The following is a 13,384-nucleotide window of genomic DNA, read 5'->3' on the forward strand; positions in this document are numbered from 1 at the left end:
CGAGGCCTTCGCAGAGATCGACAAGGAGGAGATCGATCCGATCCTCACCATCACAACCATGAAAGCCGCCTGATCATGACCTCAGGCCACCCAGAAAATTACACCAGCTTGACGGACGTGACCCCATGATGCCGCGCGATGCGGTCTTTTGACCGCTTCCCCTCTCCAAAGTTCTGGAGAAATCCATGTGTTACGTTATAGGTGTCCGACGATACGAGACAGTCCGGAGCCCAAGCGTGCAATCGGGTGTCCAAAGGCGGTCACGGCAGAAGGAGCGACGAGCGATGACGGTCGATACGGGAAAGACGGTGGTGGTGTTCGGCGGTTCCGGCTTCCTGGGCCGGTACGTGACCCAGGCGCTTGCCAAGCGCGGACACCGGGTGCGCATCGCCTGCCGCAGGCCTGATCTCGCTTATCATGTGCTGACCGCCGGCAATATCGGCGCGATCCTGCCGATCCAGGCCAATCTGCGGTATCCATGGTCGGTGGAGCGTGCGGTCAAGGGTGCGGACCACGTGGTCAACCTTGTCGGCATTCTCGCCGAAAGCGGCAAACAGACCTTTTCCGGCCTTCAGGCGGAAGGCGCAAAACTGATCGCCGAGGCCGCGAAGGCCGAAGGCATCAACATGACCCAGATTTCCGCCATCGGCGCGGACGGGGGCTCGAAATCCAAATATGCCCGTTCGAAAGCTGCCGGTGAAAAGGCCGTGCTCGCGGCCCGGCCCGACGCCTATATCCTGCGCCCGTCGATCATCTTCGGCCCGGAGGACGAGTTCTTCAACCGTTTCGCCGAGATGTCGCGATTCTCGCCGGTTCTGCCGCTGCTCGGTGGCGGCAAGACGAAGTTCCAGCCGGTTTATGTGGTCGATGTCGCCGAGGCGGTGGCGAAAACGGTCGATGGCGAGGTGGCTGGCGGAAAAATCTACGAACTCGGCGGGCCGGAGATTCTGACCTTCCGCCAGCTGATGGAAGAGATGCTGCGGGTGATCGGTCGCAAGCGCCGCTTCGTCACGGTTCCGTTTTCGTTTGCGAACTCGATGGCGAAATACACCGAGTTCCTGCCCGGCGCGCCATTGACGGTCGATCAGGTCAGGCAGCTTCAGGCCGACAACATCGTGTCCGAAGAGGCGACCGCCGACAGCCGCACGCTCGACGCTTTCGCGATCCGCCCCCGCACGGTGGACACGATCCTGCCGACCTATCTCGTCCGCTTCCGCCCCCAGGGTCAGTTTACCAAGCCCGTTCGCCATTCCGGCGGGCTCGATGCCGAGAACCAGGACGGCCTTGTTTAAGATGCCGCCTGCCGATCCGGCCGGCCTATGACCCTGGCCGAGTGGCTCGCGCCCGACCTCAGTCTCTGGATCAGTCTCAGCCTGATCGTCGCGAGCTTCTTCACCTCCGCGCTCACGGCCGCCTTCGCCCTTGGCGGGGGCGTGACGCTGCTTGCCTTGATGAGCCTCGTTCTTCCCGTCGCGGTGCTGATCCCCTTGCATGGCGTCGTTCAATTCGCCTCCAATGCGGGGCGGCTGGTCATTCAGCGGCGTTCGGTGCGATGGGACAAGGCGCTGCCCTTCATTCTGGGCGGGCTGATCGGCGCGGGAATTGGCGCAGAGACCGTGGTGACGCTGCCGGAAGAGATTCTGCGCCTCTCCCTCGGCAGCTTCATTCTCCTGACGATCTTCCTGAAGCTTCCGGCGCTCGGACGGCTTGCCAATTGGCAATATGCGCTCGCCGGCGCCGTCACGACGTTTCTGTCAATGTTCATCGGGGCGAGCGGGCCGCTAAACGCGGTTCTCTTCACCCGCGCCTTCAACGATCGCAAGGAGGTCGTCGCGACCATGGCGGCTGTCACCGCCGCTCAGCACGCATTGAAGGTCGCCGCATTTCTCGCAGCGGGCGTGGCTCTCGGCCCCTATGCCCTCTTGGCAGCGGCGATGATCGCAACCGGATTTCTCGGGACGGTGGCAGGAACGCGGGTGCTCGACCGCCTCGATGAAAAGCTCTTCCGGAAGCTGCTCAAGCTGTTGCTGATCGTTCTGGCGGCCGAACTGATCCGGCGCGGATTGTTCGGGCTCCTATCGGCGGACCTTTGAAGCCACGGGATTCAAGGGGCCGCCGGCAGCAAAGCGGCCCAGGAACGTTTGCGGGATCTGATATCCCGACGCAATCCGGCGCTGAGGTGATTCCGCGCTATTGATTGATGCCGCCGGTGCTCTCTTCGGGTGCAACGTCAGGGATAGTGTCGGCGCCGTTCTCGATCGCGTAGCCATCCACCGCACCGCCTGTTTGCGGAGCAACGGATTTTGCAGGTGAAAGCGTGAAGACCAGAATGATTCCGACGATGCCGACGAAGATGCGCCAATAGGCGAAGGGCGCGAAACCGTGCCGCGAGACGAAGTCGAGCAGGGTGCGCACGACGATGAGCGCAGCGACGAATGCGCAGACGAAGCCGATCGCGATCAGTCCGATATCGTCCGCCGACAGGGCGGCTCTGTTCTTGTAGAGATCGTAGACCACGGCGCCGAGCATGGTGGGCATTGCGAGGAAGAACGAGAATTCCGCCGCCGAGCGCTTGTCGGTGCCCATCAGCAGCGAGCCGGCGATCGTCGCGCCGGAGCGCGAAGTGCCTGGGATCATGGCGAGGCACTGGAAGATCCCGATCTTGAGACAGAGCGAGAGGGGATAGTCCATGATGTCGGTATAGCGAACCTTGAGGGGCATCTTGTCGATGACGAGAAGCAGGATGCCGCCGACGATGAGGGCCGCGCAGATGACGAGCGGCGTTTCGAAGAGCACCGTCTTGATGAAGTCATGCGCCAGAACCCCGATGAAGGCGGCCGGGAGGAACGCGATCAGAATGCCCGCAACGAAGCGGCGGCTCCTGGGGCTCGAGGGGAGGGTAATGAAGAGCTGCCAGAGCTTGGCGAGATAGACCGCGAGAATCGCGAGGATAGCGCCCAGCTGGATGACGATCTCGAAGACGAATCCGGTCGACCGGAAGCCGAGAAAATGGCCGAGCAGCAGGATATGCCCGGTCGAGGAAACCGGTAGGAACTCGGTCAGGCCCTCGGTAATTCCCAGAATGACGGCATCGAAGATTGAGCCGGTATCCATTCGCTGTCCTCAAGTTTTGGCGTCGTGACGTGTCGCGTCCGGCGTGTTCCGAACGGCTGGGAGCTCTCATGCCTCAGAAGGTCTGACCGCGTCTTGCCCTTCGTAAATCTTCACCTGCCGTTGACGCATTTCTGCAACCGTGCGCAAGCAGGCGTGTCAGCCCGTAAACGCTGTGAAAGACATGAAAATTCCCCGTTCGGCCTGTCAGTACCTGCAAAAGATTACCTGAATGCGATAGATCCCGCCTGATGCTGAAACTCTACCACCACTCCATGTCCGCCACGTCACGCTATGTTCGGCTTCTCGCCGGCGAGTATGGCGAAAAGCTCGATCTCGTCGAGGAGCGGCCCTGGGAGCGTCGGCGCGAATTCCTGTCGATGAACCCTGCGGCGACCTTGCCGGTCCTGATCGAGGACGGCGGCGCGCCGATCGTCGGCGGCGTCATCGTCGGCGAATATATCGACGAAACACGTGGCGTCTTCGCGCGCGAAAAGCGGCTCATGCCGGAAAAACCCATCGATCGCGCCGAAGTGCGGCGGCTGACCGAATGGTTCGTCGAGAAGTTCGATCAGGAAGTGACGCGCTATCTGGTGCGCGAGCGGGTTTTCAAGCTCGAAATGCCGAAGGAGGAGGGGGGCGGTTCGCCGGATGCATCGGCCATCCGTGCAGCGCGCGCCAATTCCCGCCATCACCTGCGCTATATCGGCTGGCTTGCCGAAAACCGGAACTGGCTTGCGGGTCCTCGCATGTCCCAGGCCGATCTCGCGGCCGCCGCCGCACTCTCGGTGCTCGATTATCTCGGCGAGATCCCTTGGGAAAACGAGCCGGCCGCCAAGGAATGGTATAGCCGTATCAAGTCCCGGCCGTCCTTCCGCCCGCTCCTGGCCGAGAAGGTGAGGGGCGTTCCGCCGGTCCGTCACTATGCCGATCTCGATTTCTGATCTTCTCGCAACCGTTTCGCGAGAGGCGAAAACATAAAACGGCCCGGCTCGCGGATGCGCGAGCCGGGCCGTTTTCACGAAGGCTGTCTGATCAGACCTGTCAGTTTTTCCGGCGTGTGCGCCGGGAGCGCTGCCGCGTATTCGCGCCGGCGGTCGATCGACCGCTTCTGGCGCTCGTTGATTTGCTAGCCGTCGAGGCGCTGGCGGCCTGGGCCGGCTCCTTGACGGTCTCGGCCTTTGTAGCGGTCGCAGCAGATGCTGATGACGCAGACGTGTCGTTACCACTGCCTGAGCTAGTCGACTGATCGCTGCTCTTCGCCTCGGTCTTCGGTGACTCTTCTGCGGGCTTGCTCCCGTTCGCGGAATTCGAGTCGGACGTGGCCTGGCTGGTTGCCGCTTCGCTCGACTGGGCATTGTCGGCGGTGGAAGCCGGCTTTTGCTCAACTGGCTTGGTGTGCGCAGCCTTGCTTTCGGAGGCATTTGCTTCAACTGGCTTCTGTTCGGCTGCTTTGTCGTCCGATGCCTTTGGCGTTGGGCCATCGGCTTTGTCAGCAGCGGCGTCAGCCTTTACTTCGTCTGCCTTGGCGGACGCCTTGTTATCGGACGCAGGCTTTTCCGGTTCGGCCGCCTTTGTTTGCGGAGCCTTGGCCGTTTCGTCGGCCTTTACCGTTGAAGGCTTCGCGTCGGCGGCGTCGGCTTTTGCTTCCGAAGCTGCCGGCTCGCTCTTGGTGGGCTGCTCGGCCTTGGGTTCGCTCTTGGCCTCGCTTTTTGCCGGAGCGTCATCCGTCTTGTCCGCCTTCGGAGAAGCCTCTGCCTTCGTCTCGCCCGCGGATGGCGCGGGCTTCGCAGCTTCGCTCTTGACGGGCTCCTCGATTGCCTGCGCGGGCTCGGACTTGGCCGGCTCGGCCTTCGCCTCGGTGGACTTTGCTTCCGATGGCGCAGGGACGGCTGCAGGCGCCTTCGAGGCTTCGACAGCCTTTTTGGCTGGCTGTGCCTGCTTCATGCTCTCGGCCATCGCCCGTTCGGCGGGCTCCGCGAAGGCACGCATCATGCGCTCGCCGGCGGCGAAGGGATTGTCGGCGAACCGCAGCGGATCGGCGATACCGGTCTCGCCGCCGGCTCCGAGAGACTGGCCGAGCGTTCCCGCCTTGGCGCGGCGTTCGGCGAAGGCACCGAAATTGCGGCCCTCGCGCTTCGTTATCTCGGTCTTCTTCGGCAGGTTCGCTGTCCCGTGGGTGGTGCCATGGGTCAGCGCGAAGTCGACGATGCGGGGCACGATCTCCGAGCGAAAGCGCGAACCGTTGAAGACGCCATAATGGCCAACCTGCGGCTGCACGTAATGAACACGCATATCTTCGGGAATGTTCGGACAGATGTCCTGCGCGGCCTCGGTCTGGCCGACGCCGGAGATGTCGTCGTTCTCGCCCTCGACCGTCAGGAGAGCGACACGTTTGATGGCGCCAAGGTCGATGGTCTCGCCATGGAACTTCATCTCGCCCTTGGGAAGCGCGTGTTTGATGAAGACCTCTTCGACGGTCTGGAGGTAGAACTCCGCCGTCATGTCCATCACGGCGTTGTATTCGTCGTAGAAGGTGCGGTGCTTGTCGGCGGAATCGCCATCGTTCTTCACGAGCTGCCAGAAGAAATCCTTATGCGCCATCATATGGCGATCGAGATTCATCGACATGAAACCGGTGAGCTGGAGAAAGCCCGGATAGACGCGCCGGCCGAAGCCGGGCTGCGGGAACGGCACCGTCATGATCACGTTGTCGCGGAACCAGTCGATGCCCTTTTCCTCGGCAAGCCGGTTCACGGCCGTCGGATTGATGCGGGTGTCGATCGGGCCGCCCATCAGCGTCATCGTCGCGGGATAGCAATCGTCCTGTTGCTTCTCCATGTGCGCGACCGCCATCATCACCGGCACGGAGGGCTGGCAGACGCCAAGCACATGGCTGTCGGGGCCGAGAAAATGCAGGAAGTCGATGACATACTGGGCGTAGTCATCAAGATCGAACTTGCCTTCGTCGACCGAAACCTCGCGCGCATCCTTCCAGTCGGTGATATAAACGTCCGCGTAGGGCAGCAGCGCCTCGACCGTGCCGCGAAGGAGCGTCGAGTGGTGTCCGGAGAGCGGCGCGACGATCAGGAAACGCGGATCGGCCGGGCGTTCCTTGGGCAGCTGGCGCTCGAAATGCAGAAGCCGGCAGAATGGCTTGTCGAGAACCACCTTTTCGTCCACCCGCACATGGGTGTGGCCGACAACGGTATCCTTGAGACCGAATTCCGGCTTCGCGTAAACGCGGGTCGTTCGCTCGAACAACTCCGCGCCGGCGGCGATGGCGCGGCCGGCGGTCGTTCGCGAGGCGGGGTTCAGGGGGTTCTGGTAAGCGATCCGGGTCGCGTCCGCAGCCGCACGAAGCGGCGCGAGCATCGCCTGGTTCCATTCGTAAAAGTAATACAACATGGGGTCGGTTTACGTCCTCTTTCTGTTGTTCTTACCAGAATATGGTGCAGTGCACAAATATCGGGCTCGGTCAATTTGAAGAATGCTGCTAGAGCTCGCTGCGGCAGATCCGATATCGAAAGAGGTTCTGATGCGCCCATCATCGGATTTCGCAGCAGATCTTCCGAAAACCGGTGCCCATGTTCCGGGCCGATGCTTCAGAGCCATTTCAGCATGACGACTTGGCTTTCTCCGTCACCGTCACGGGCGGAAGAGAGCCGTTTCTCGTTCAACCACGCCGGCAGATCCGCTTCCGGGATCTTGACGAAGCCATGATTCACGTAAAATGCGGCATCGCAATACGCGTCAGCGCCGATCGCGTGCCCGAGGGCACGATAGAAGAACCAGTGTGCGCGCTCTGCAACGGCTTTGAGCAAAGGGCCGCGCAGTTGATCGGTGTCTTCGGCGCCGGGATCGACGGAAAGTTCCGAAAGCCAGTAAAGATCGCTTTCTGCTGCCGCAGCGGCGTATCCCACAGGCTCGCCGATCGTCTTGTCGATCGCAACGAAGACTTCATGCGCGAGAAGATGACGCGTGAAGGCGTGAATATCCGGCGCGTCTTTTGCCCCTGATGCCGATTGACGAGCGCTTTTGAACACCGTGAGAAGCGCCGGAACCTCTCCCGGCTCCATCATGCGGATGACGTAGCCTTTCGGTGCCATGCCCTTGAAAGCCTTGCGTCCGCTCTTCGGTGGTTTTCGGCTATCCGTCATGCCCTTCGACAATGTACAGATCGGCATCAGCGATCGCCTGCCGGATCTTGACTGCCTTCTGGTATTGCGGGCTTTGGTAGCATGCCCTTGCTTGCTCGACGCTGTCGAACTCGATGATGACGTTGCGCGGGCGGGTCTCGCCTTCCAGCGCTGTCACGGGACCGCCGCGTGCGAGAAAACGCCCGCCGAACTCTTCGAAGGCCGGCTTCGCGGTCTCGACATAGTCCTTGTAGCGATCGGGATCGCGGACTTCGACGCTGGCGATCCAATATCCTTTCGGCATATCCACTTTATCCTTGGCGCAGCCACAATAGTCGTTGCGCTCTACGCCGCGCCGCTCATTTCGGCAAGGATCGCCTTTGCGGCAGCGAGCGGATCGGCCGCCGCGATGATGGGGCGCGCGACGACGAGATGGGAGGCCCCTTTCGCAAGCGCATCGCCCGGCGTGACCACCCGTTTCTGGTCTCCGCTCACAGAGCCGGAGGGCCGGATACCGGGCGTGATGAGAGCCATGTCCGGGCCGATGATCTCCCTGATCGACGGGGCTTCGGCCGCCGAGGCGACAAGGCCGCCGATGCCGATCTGCCGGGCGGCCTTGGCGCGATGGGCAACGAGGTTTTCGACGTTCGTTTCGTAGCCCGCCTCACGCAGATCGTCGTCGTCCAGTGCCGTCAGCACCGTGACGCCGAGCACCAGCAGATCGCTACCCTTCGCCGCATCGGCCGCCGCGCGCATGGCATGAGGATAGGCGTGAACGGTCAGCATGGAGGCGCCAAGGGTGAGCGCGCTCTCCACGCCCTTGGCGACGGTGTTCGGAATATCGAGAAGTTTCAGGTCGAGGAAAACCGATTTGCCCGCAGCCGCGAGTTCGCTCACCAGGGGCAGGCCGCCGGCATAAGCGAGCTGGTAGCCGATCTTGTAGGTGGAGATCGTATCGCCGAGTGTCTCGATAAGTCGTGCCGCCTCGTCGCGCGTCGAAACATCGAGGCCGACGATCAGCCGGTCGCGCATATCTTCTTCAGTCAAATTTCGAATACCCCGGCCTTGCGAGAACTTCCAGAGCCGAGACACATCAGGAATCGGGAGGAATGTCCACGGTGACGGTGGTGCCCACCGTATCGGAATTGACGTGGAGTTTGGCATTGAGGCCGCGAACCAGCGACATCACGATGCGGCCACCGAGGCCGCCGCTGTCCTGCGCGTTCGGATCCTCGCTTGCCACCGCCTCTTCCCGCTTTCGGGCTTCTTCGGTGAGGGCACCGCCCTTGGCTTTCTCGGCGGGCTTTCGCTCGCCCTTGCCCATGCCGAGGGAGGACGCGATCTGACGCGCCTCGTTGCCACCCTTTTCTGCGTCCGCCTTCTTCTGCGTGTCGTCGACGGCCTTCTGCATGGACTCGCGATCGAGTTCGCGGGGCGGCTTCTTGGAATTGTACGGCCAGGCCTGGTCCTCGCCGAGACCCACACCGTCGTCGACGACGGTGAGGCGGATCACGCCCGACGACAACATCTTCAGCCGTGCTTCGACCAAGCCTTCCTGGCGGCCCTCAAACGCATGTTTCAGCGCGTTGGTGAGGAGCTCGGAGAAGAGGAGGCCGATCCGGGCGGCGCGATCGACCTTCAGCGTGATCGCGTCGCAGTCGACATTGACGCGCACGGACCTGCGACCGTCGAGATGGCCGATCGTCGAGGCGATCCGACTCACATAGGCGCCAAGCGGAACCGTCTCAGACTGCGAAGAGCCGACGCCGGCATCGGTCATTTCCTGATAGAGAAGCTGAAGGCTCTCGATGCGGCGCGCGAGGGCGGAGAAGCTTTCCTCGCTCGTCTTGACCCGGGCTTGCATGCGGATCATGCCGATGATCATCGACAGATGGTTCTTCACCCTGTGCTGGATTTCACCAAGTGCCGTATCGGAGCGATTCTTGTCGGACGCCTGTTGTTCAACCGTGAGATCGCGCTGAACACCCAGGAAGCACTGCAGATTGTTCTGATCGTCGTAAAGCGGGGTGATCATCAGCTTGTTGAGAAACAACGTGCCGTCGGCGCGATAATTCTGAATCTCGACGGTGATGTCTTCCTCGTCGCGCAGGGCCTCGCCTATCCGGCGGACCTGTTCCCTGTCGGTGTTATCGCCCTGCAGGAAGCGGCAGTTCCGTCCAATGATGGCGGCGGCCGAATAGCCGGTGATCGTCTCGAACGCCCGGTTGGCGTAGATGATCGGATTATCTTCGAGATGCGGATTGGTCAGAACCAAAGCCAGGGGAAGCTTGGATAGCGCAGCTGTGGTCATGCCGCTCGGCAACGAGAACCCGTCCCGTTCATTGGTCTCTTGCTGATCCATCCGCACCCTCTATAGACTCAACCGCTTGCCCCCACACAGCATCCTTGGTTGCCACGTCCCTTGAAGGTCGCCAACATGGGTGGGATCGATCGCGGTAACGCGCTCCTTCGAGAACTTGTTGATTCCCGTCCCAATCTCAAGTGTTTGAAATAGTGTTCAACGCTTTCATCTCGCACACCTGCGGTGAATGGGGAACCACGGGAAGCTTTGGTCGGCTTCCCGACAGTGGCTCCGATCGTTTTGATCGCATGCCCAAGCTTTGATCAGACAGGCTCTAAATCGCTGTTTCGCCAGCGAATGCAGGTATTTGGCTCAATGCGCCTCGTCCCAGTTGGACGCTGCCTTGGCTTCGACTTCCAGAGGCACGGACAAAGTGACGCGCGGCGATGAAGCCGTCTCCATGACTTTAGTCACGACTTCAATTGTAACATCGATCTGGTCATCCTCGACCTCGAAGACGAGTTCGTCATGCACCTGAAGCAGCATCATGGCGGAGAGGCCTGCCTCTGAAAGCGCATCTTCCATTCGCACCATGGCGCGCCGGATCACGTCCGCAGCCGTCCCCTGGATCGGCGCGTTGATGGCGGCGCGCTCGTTGAAGGATCGGATCTGCGGGTTCTTGGCGGTAATATCCGGATAGTGCGCGCGCCGGCCGAACAGCGTCTCCACATAGCCGTGCTTCTTCGCAAAAGCCTTGGTCTCTTCCATGTAGTCGCGAATGCCGGGGAAGCGCTCGAAATACTTCCTGATGTACTGGCCGGCCTCTTCGCGCGGGATCGCCAGCTGGTTGGCGAGCCCGAAGGCGGAAATTCCGTAGATGATGCCGAAATTGATGGCTTTCGCCCGACGTCGGACAGAAGCCTCCATGCCCTCGACCGGGACATTGAACATCTCCGAGGCGGTCATGGCATGAATGTCGACGCCGTTGCGGAAGGCATCCTTCAGCTGCGGAATGTCGGCGATATGCGCCAGAATGCGCAGCTCGATCTGGGAGTAGTCGGCCGATAGCAGCTTCTTGCCCCTCGGCGCGACGAAAGCGGTTCGGATCGCGCGTCCCTCTTCGGTTCGCACCGGAATGTTCTGGAGGTTCGGCTCCGAAGAGGAGAGCCGGCCCGTGGTCGTCGAGGCCATGGAGAAGGAGGTGTGGATGCGCCCGTTTTCGTCCATGTGGTGGGGCAGGGCATCGGTATAGGTGCCCTTCAGCTTGGTGAGCTGGCGCCAGTCGACGACCCGGCGCGGCAGGTCGTGGCCTTCGGCGGCCAGATCTTCAAGAACGCGGGCATCGGTCGACCATTGCCCGCTCTTGGTCTTCTTTCCGCCGGGCAGGCCAAGCTTGCCGAACAGGATCTCGCCGAGCTGCTTCGGGCTTCCCGGGTTGAACTCCTCGCCCGCCATCTTGGCGATCTCATCTTCGAGCGCGGCCTGCTTCTGGGCGAAGTTGCCGGACAGCCGTGAGAGGATCTGCCGGTCCACCATGATGCCGCGCTGCTCCATGCGGGCAAGCACCAAGGCGAGCGGCCGTTCCAGCCGCTCATAGACATGGGCGAGGCCTTCGGCGGCAAGGCGCGGCTTGAGCACCTGCCAGAGCCGGAGCGTCACATCGGCATCCTCGGCAGCATATTCCGTCACCCGGTCGATCTCGACCGCCGCGATGGGCTTGGCGGTCCGGCCCGAGCCGCAAAGCTCTTTGTAAGTGATCGGCTTGTGGCCGAGCCACCTTTCGGAAAGCTCGTCCATGCCGTGGCCCGAAAGCCCGGACGAGGCATCGAGGGCATAGGAGATCAGCATCGTATCGTCGATCGGCGTCATCGCGATGCCGTGCTGGAGCATCACGAGGAGATCGTATTTCACGTTCTGGCCGATCTTCAGGACGCTTCTGTCTTCCAGCACATCCTTCAGGGCCGCCAGCGCCTCGTTCATCGGGATTTGTCCGCCGAGCGCCTCGGCACTTTCCGGATCGCTCAGAAGATCGGCATCGGCGCTCACATGGGCGAGGGGCACGTAAGCAGCTTCGCCGGGTGTGATGGCGATCGAGACGCCGACGAGATCGCCCTTGAAGGCCGAAAGCTCGCTCGTCTCAGTGTCAAAGGCCATCACGCCCTTGTCGCGGGCGCGAGCGAGCCATGTCTCGAGCGTATCGAGATCGCGGATCGTGACATAGGCGGAGCGATCGATCGTCTGTGCGGCCGCGTCGTCCTTCACCTTGGCGGCGAGACGCTGCGGGGTTGCGGGAAACACCGTGTCACCCATCGCTTCGTTCGTCTCGAAGGCGTCGAGGTCAGGCCCACGCGGGGCATCCTCGATGTCAAGCTTGGCGCTCACCACCTCGCTTGCATCGGTATCGAGGGTTGCCGCGACGCGCCGGGTGAGCGTCGTGAATTCCATCGCCTTCAGGAACGAGACGAGCTTCTCGCCGTCCGGCTCATGGATAAAGAGATCGTCGAGCGGCGTGTCGAGCGGCGTCGCGCAGTCGAGCGTCACAAGCTTCTTGGAGAGCCGGGCCTGGTCGGCGAATTCAATCAGGTTCTCGCGCCGCTTCTTCTGCTTGATGCCGTCAGCCTTGGCGAGAAGCGTTTCCAGATCGCCGTACTCTTCGAGCAGTTGCGAGGCGGTTTTGGGCCCGATGCCGGGAACCCCCGGAACATTATCCGAGGTATCGCCGACCAGCGCCTGAAGATCGATCATCTTCTCGGGGTAGACGCCGAACTTCTCCTTCACCTCTTCGGGACCGAGGCGCTTGTCCTTCATCTGGTCGTAGAGGATGACGTTCGGCCCGACGAGCTGCATCAGGTCCTTGTCGGAAGAGACGATGGTCACATTGCCGCCAGCCGCGACGGCCTCGGTCGTATAGGTCGCGATCAGGTCGTCGGCCTCGAAGCCTTCCTTCTCGATGCAGGGCAGATCGAAGGCGCGCACGGCATCGCGGATGAGACCGAATTGCGGCCTGAGATCCTCCGGCGGCTCTTCCCGGTTCGCTTTGTATTCGGAGTAGAGCTCGTTGCGGAACGTCGTTGAGGAATAGTCGAAGATCACCGCGAAATGGGTTGGAACGGCGCCGACATTCGTATCGCGCGATTCCTCCACCAGCTTCCACAGCATGTTGCAGAAACCGGAGACCGCGCCCACCGGCAGGCCGTCCGATTTGCGCGTCAGCGGCGGGAGCGCGTGATAGGCCCGGAAGATGTATGCCGAGCCGTCGACGAGGAAGAGGTGATCGCCTTTTTTCATGGGGTCAGAGGTAGCTTGGCGCGCAGGGAGAGTCCATCGCGATCATGCGCGCCATGGACCTCGTTAGGCTCGACGATCTCTTGTCATCGATAGAGGTATCAGGCCTCGCGGAGCAGTTTCGCAAGCGGACCCGGCACGGCGTCGTCCGAGGGACGCGAGCCTGGCGTGAAGCTGAGGCCAAAGCGATCGAAGCTGCGCCAAACGACGGTCGCGCTTCTTGGCTTGCCCGCGTCGCGATCGAGAAGGACGAGAACGTCCTCGCCCGGAAGCCTTGCCTGCGCCGTTGTGATCTCGAAACCGCCGTCCGAGATCGTGCGCAGGCGCACATCCTGAGGCTCGGACGTCAGGTCGCCCACGATCTGGGCCGATAGGCATACGCGGCGGCGGCGGGTCTGGCGGCGTTCCAGCATTCTCTGCATCCCTGATTCTTGTTGTCTCTACAACCCTAGACATATGGGTCGCTGGTTCAACTGGTGGGCTGCGGTTGGGGTTAATGGGCTGAATTGTAACGAAGTTCAGGCCCGACGGTTCGTCATGCCGAGGC

General features: G+C 61.8%; 10 protein-coding genes and 1 pseudogene. 3 read left to right on the forward strand and 8 right to left on the reverse strand.

Going from position 1 to position 13,384, the window contains the following annotated elements:
- Nucleotides 1–284 precede the first annotated feature (284 nt).
- Together ABDX79_RS12130 and ABDX79_RS12135 are read left to right on the forward strand one after the other, a co-directional pair.
- Nucleotides 285–1,292, forward strand: coding sequence for a complex I NDUFA9 subunit family protein (locus tag ABDX79_RS12130; RefSeq protein ID WP_346220558.1), 1,008 nt, complete (start codon nt 285–287; stop codon nt 1,290–1,292).
- A 27-nt stretch (nt 1,293–1,319) separates the two neighbouring features.
- The gene (locus ABDX79_RS12135) at nt 1,320–2,093 is read left to right on the forward strand and encodes a TSUP family transporter (RefSeq protein WP_346220559.1); all 774 of its coding nucleotides are present in this window, start codon (nt 1,320–1,322) and stop codon (nt 2,091–2,093) included.
- A 97-nt stretch (nt 2,094–2,190) separates the two neighbouring features.
- On the opposite strand, the gene ABDX79_RS12140 is transcribed toward ABDX79_RS12135, so the two are convergent.
- A complete protein-coding gene (locus ABDX79_RS12140; RefSeq protein WP_346220560.1) occupies nt 2,191–3,114 on the reverse strand; it encodes an undecaprenyl-diphosphate phosphatase in 924 nt (307 codons plus the stop codon).
- A gap of 248 nt (nt 3,115–3,362) precedes the next feature.
- Between ABDX79_RS12140 and ABDX79_RS12145 the strand changes: the two genes are divergently transcribed.
- Nucleotides 3,363–4,055 carry a glutathione S-transferase family protein gene (locus tag ABDX79_RS12145; protein ID WP_346220561.1) on the forward strand — a complete coding sequence of 231 codons (693 nt, stop codon included), beginning with the start codon at nt 3,363–3,365 and terminating at the stop codon, nt 4,053–4,055.
- A 1,207-nt stretch (nt 4,056–5,262) separates the two neighbouring features.
- Here ABDX79_RS12145 and ABDX79_RS12150 read toward each other — a convergent pair.
- From ABDX79_RS12150 to ABDX79_RS12180, 7 genes and pseudogenes are all read right to left on the reverse strand, one after another.
- Nucleotides 5,263–6,519: pseudogene (locus ABDX79_RS12150) on the reverse strand (polyhydroxyalkanoate depolymerase); the annotation flags it as partial.
- A gap of 197 nt (nt 6,520–6,716) precedes the next feature.
- Nucleotides 6,717–7,271: a GNAT family N-acetyltransferase gene (locus tag ABDX79_RS12155; protein ID WP_346220562.1), complete on the reverse strand. Its 555-nt coding sequence runs from the start codon at nt 7,269–7,271 to the stop codon at nt 6,717–6,719.
- Nucleotides 7,261–7,554, reverse strand: coding sequence for a DUF1330 domain-containing protein (locus ABDX79_RS12160; protein ID WP_346220563.1), 294 nt, complete (start codon nt 7,552–7,554; stop codon nt 7,261–7,263). The genes ABDX79_RS12155 and ABDX79_RS12160 overlap by 11 nt, the downstream gene beginning before the upstream one ends.
- 41 nt (nt 7,555–7,595) lie before the next feature.
- Nucleotides 7,596–8,282 carry an orotidine-5'-phosphate decarboxylase gene (gene pyrF / locus ABDX79_RS12165; protein ID WP_346220564.1) on the reverse strand — a complete coding sequence of 229 codons (687 nt, stop codon included), beginning with the start codon at nt 8,280–8,282 and terminating at the stop codon, nt 7,596–7,598.
- 61 nt (nt 8,283–8,343) lie between these two features.
- Nucleotides 8,344–9,612 (reverse strand): PAS domain-containing protein, encoded by a 1,269-nt coding sequence (locus ABDX79_RS12170; RefSeq protein ID WP_346220565.1) that lies wholly within the window; start codon nt 9,610–9,612, stop codon nt 8,344–8,346.
- A 312-nt stretch (nt 9,613–9,924) separates the two neighbouring features.
- Complete coding sequence (gene polA / locus ABDX79_RS12175) at nt 9,925–12,840, reverse strand: DNA polymerase I (protein ID WP_346220566.1); 2,916 nt, start codon at nt 12,838–12,840, stop codon at nt 9,925–9,927.
- Between the two features lie 98 nt (nt 12,841–12,938).
- Nucleotides 12,939–13,250 carry a PilZ domain-containing protein gene (locus ABDX79_RS12180; RefSeq protein WP_346220567.1) on the reverse strand — a complete coding sequence of 104 codons (312 nt, stop codon included), beginning with the start codon at nt 13,248–13,250 and terminating at the stop codon, nt 12,939–12,941.
- Nucleotides 13,251–13,384: the final 134 nt, after the last annotated feature.

This window comes from Fulvimarina fulva (genome assembly GCF_039652615.1).
Lineage (GTDB): Bacteria > Pseudomonadota > Alphaproteobacteria > Rhizobiales > Rhizobiaceae > Fulvimarina.

Coding starts and splice junctions, on each gene's coding strand:
- polA (WP_346220566.1), bottom strand. CDS start 12,840: ATGAAAAAAGGCGATCACCTCTTCCTCGTCGACGGCTCGGCATACATC.
- ABDX79_RS12180 (WP_346220567.1), bottom strand. CDS start 13,250: ATGCTGGAACGCCGCCAGACCCGCCGCCGCCGCGTATGCCTATCGGCC.
- ABDX79_RS12145 (WP_346220561.1), top strand. CDS start 3,363: ATGCTGAAACTCTACCACCACTCCATGTCCGCCACGTCACGCTATGTT.
- pyrF (WP_346220564.1), bottom strand. CDS start 8,282: ATGCGCGACCGGCTGATCGTCGGCCTCGATGTTTCGACGCGCGACGAG.
- ABDX79_RS12160 (WP_346220563.1), bottom strand. CDS start 7,554: ATGCCGAAAGGATATTGGATCGCCAGCGTCGAAGTCCGCGATCCCGAT.
- ABDX79_RS12170 (WP_346220565.1), bottom strand. CDS start 9,612: ATGGATCAGCAAGAGACCAATGAACGGGACGGGTTCTCGTTGCCGAGC.
- ABDX79_RS12155 (WP_346220562.1), bottom strand. CDS start 7,271: ATGACGGATAGCCGAAAACCACCGAAGAGCGGACGCAAGGCTTTCAAG.
- ABDX79_RS12140 (WP_346220560.1), bottom strand. CDS start 3,114: ATGGATACCGGCTCAATCTTCGATGCCGTCATTCTGGGAATTACCGAG.
- ABDX79_RS12130 (WP_346220558.1), top strand. CDS start 285: ATGACGGTCGATACGGGAAAGACGGTGGTGGTGTTCGGCGGTTCCGGC.
- ABDX79_RS12135 (WP_346220559.1), top strand. CDS start 1,320: ATGACCCTGGCCGAGTGGCTCGCGCCCGACCTCAGTCTCTGGATCAGT.